This window comes from Acidovorax sp. KPB24-07 (assembly GCF_057543315.1).
In genome coordinates, this window is the sequence record NZ_BAAJYS010000457.1 from 1 (window position 1) to 2466 (window position 2466).

General features: G+C 70.2%; 2 protein-coding genes. Both read left to right on the plus strand.

Features of this window, described 5'->3' with window-relative positions; all coding sequences use genetic code 11:
- Positions 1 to 74: 74 nt before the first annotated feature.
- A complete protein-coding gene (locus AC27IQ_RS22505) occupies positions 75 to 371 on the plus strand; it encodes a 2Fe-2S iron-sulfur cluster-binding protein (RefSeq protein ID WP_487090862.1) in 297 nt (98 codons plus the stop codon).
- Positions 372 to 495: 124 nt separating this feature from the next.
- Entirely contained in the window at positions 496 to 2220 is a 1725-nt protein-coding gene (locus AC27IQ_RS22510) for a DUF2235 domain-containing protein (RefSeq protein ID WP_487090863.1), read from the plus strand.
- The last annotated feature ends 246 nt before the right edge of the window (positions 2221 to 2466 follow it).

A 2466-nucleotide genomic window follows, 5' to 3' on the forward strand; every position in this document is an offset into this window, starting at 1 on the left:
CCTAGTGTTGATTGCACTGGAAGCCTTTTTCATCCTTAACCCTCTCGTTCACTGCCCTCCTGTGGCCGTTCGCCATGAGTGACCCTTCCTCCGTTCCCTTTTTCACCGCCCGCGTCGGCGACGACGGCATCCAGTGCGATGCCTGGCCCGAGCAGCCCTTGCTGCTGTCGCTGGAGCAAGGCGGCATCGACTGGCCCAGTTCGTGCCGCAACGGCACCTGCCGCACCTGCATCGGCCTGCTGGCCGAAGGCGAGGTGCGCTACGCCATCGAATGGCCCGGCCTGTCGGCCGAGGAGCGTGCCGAGGGCTGCGTGCTGCCCTGCGTGGCCTACCCGGTGGGCGACGTGCGGCTGGAAGCGCCCGGCATCTGAAGCCGGCTGAAATGATCTGAACCCGTGCCCGCCCCGCGCTCCCATGGGGCGGGCACCCTTGCTGCGGCGCGCGTTCATCGCCCAGAATCTCCCGGACACGCATCGCCACGGGAGGGAGGACACCATGAACGCCAAAAACACGCCGGCCGCACCGGCCGCCCATGCCAACGCCACGGCACCGGACGCCGCCGACCGCGCGCCCACACGCGAGGCCATCCTGGCCGAATGCATCGCCGCGGACGAGCAATGGGCCGCGCAGCCGGGCCGCAACCTCGTGCTGCTGTTCGACGGCACCGGCAACATCCTGGGCAACCAGCAGGACACCAACGTGGTGAAGCTGCTGCGCATGCTTGGCAAGGGCCGGGACGCATCGGGCAGCGAGCCCACGCAACTGGTCTATTACGACCCCGGCGTGGGCACCACCAATGAATTCCCGGCGGACGGCATCCTGTCCAAGGCCAGGAACCAGCTGCGGCAACTGGCCGGGCTGGCGCTGGGCAGCGGCGTGTTCCCCAACATCGCCGAGGCCTACAAGTTCCTCGTGCACACCTATCGGCCGGGCGACCGCATCTACCTGTTCGGCTTCTCGCGTGGCGCGTTCACCGCGCGGGCGGTGGCCGGCATGATCAACATGTACGGCCTCATCCACACCGAGGGCCTGCCGCTCATCGAAACCCTGGTGCGCACCTATTTCGCCCCGAGCGGCCAGAAGAACCAGGCCGGCACCAGGAGCCGCGAGGCCTTCGCGCGCGACGTGATCGACAATTTCTCGCTGGGCCGCACGCCGCTCGTGCACTTCGTGGGCGTGTGGGACACGGTGGAGGCCATCGGCAGCGGGCTGCTGGGCGGCATCAAGATCACCAACTCTACCGAGTTCGCCCGCAAGCGGTTCGCCAACGTGCGCCATGCCATGTCGCTGTACGAATCGCGCAGCAAGTACTCGCCCCGGCGCTATGCCGACCCGCACTTCACCGAGCGTGAGCGCCCATGGCGCAGCTACGACCAGCGCTGGTTCCGCGGCGTGCACAGCGACGTGGGCGGCTCGTACGCGCGCGACGGGCTGTCCAACCTCACGCTGAAATGGATGGTGGACGAGGCCTTCGCCAAGGGCCTGCGCGTGGACCGGGGCCAGCTGCAGCCCGGCGACCCGCTCACGGCCATGCACGACCAGGCCTACGACTGCCCCTACTGGGTCTGGACCGGCCTCAATGCACGCGAGCGCTTTCCGAGCGACTTCATCGATCCCACCGCCCGCCCGGTGGACGGCGCCGTGCCCGCCAACACCGTGCCGCGCACGCAGCCCTGGCGCTGGCTGGGCGTGGCGCTGGCGGTCGTCACCGCCGTGCTGTTCGCCATCACGTTCCAGTTCGGGCAGGCCGCCTGCGACCTGCAGTCGGCGCCGGGGTGGGTGCAGGGCCTGCCCTCGGGCTTTCAGGTGACGGCGCACTGGCACGCCGGCTGGGGCGTGGTCTGCGGCGGCACCGACAGCGTGCGCCGCGCCATCGCCTGGGACTGGGCCCTGCTTGCCAGCTACGCCCTGTGGCTGGCCTATCCGGTGGCCTGGGCCCTGCGGCGGCTGGTCGCGCGGGCCGTGCCGCCGGGCTGGGCCCTGGGCTGGCTCTACCGCCATGCCCACTGGACGATGCTGGCCCTGGTGCTGTCGGACATGGTGGAAAACTACGCCACGCTGCACATGCACCACCCGCACTGGCCCACGGTGCTGACGGTGGCCAGCGGCCTCAAACTGCTGTCCCTGCTGCTGCTGGCGTGGGTGATGGTGGCCGGTGCCCTGGCCGGGCGCGAGGGCGGCCGGCCGCGGCCCGCCTCGCCCGCGCCCCAAGTCCACTAAGTGGACTAAAATCGCCGCCTTTGGGGCGCGTAGCGCTCCGCACCGTGCGGCCAGCGCCGCACGCCCGCTCTTTGGAGGCGGCTCCGTCCGGGCCGTGGCCGGACCAGCGTGCGGTGCACGCCACCCGCGCGGCCCACCGAAAGCCCTGCCCTCCATGAACACCCCCCTGACCCCTGCGCCCATCTCGCCGGTGCAAGACATCGTGGCCGAGATGCGCGCCGGGGCGCATCGTCATCCTCGTGGACG

Bases quoted from the DNA above. Each gene is read 5' to 3' on its own strand.
- AC27IQ_RS22505 (WP_487090862.1), top strand. From the start codon at position 75: ATGAGTGACCCTTCCTCCGTTCCCTTTTTCACCGCCCGCGTCGGCGAC.
- AC27IQ_RS22510 (WP_487090863.1), top strand. From the start codon at position 496: ATGAACGCCAAAAACACGCCGGCCGCACCGGCCGCCCATGCCAACGCC.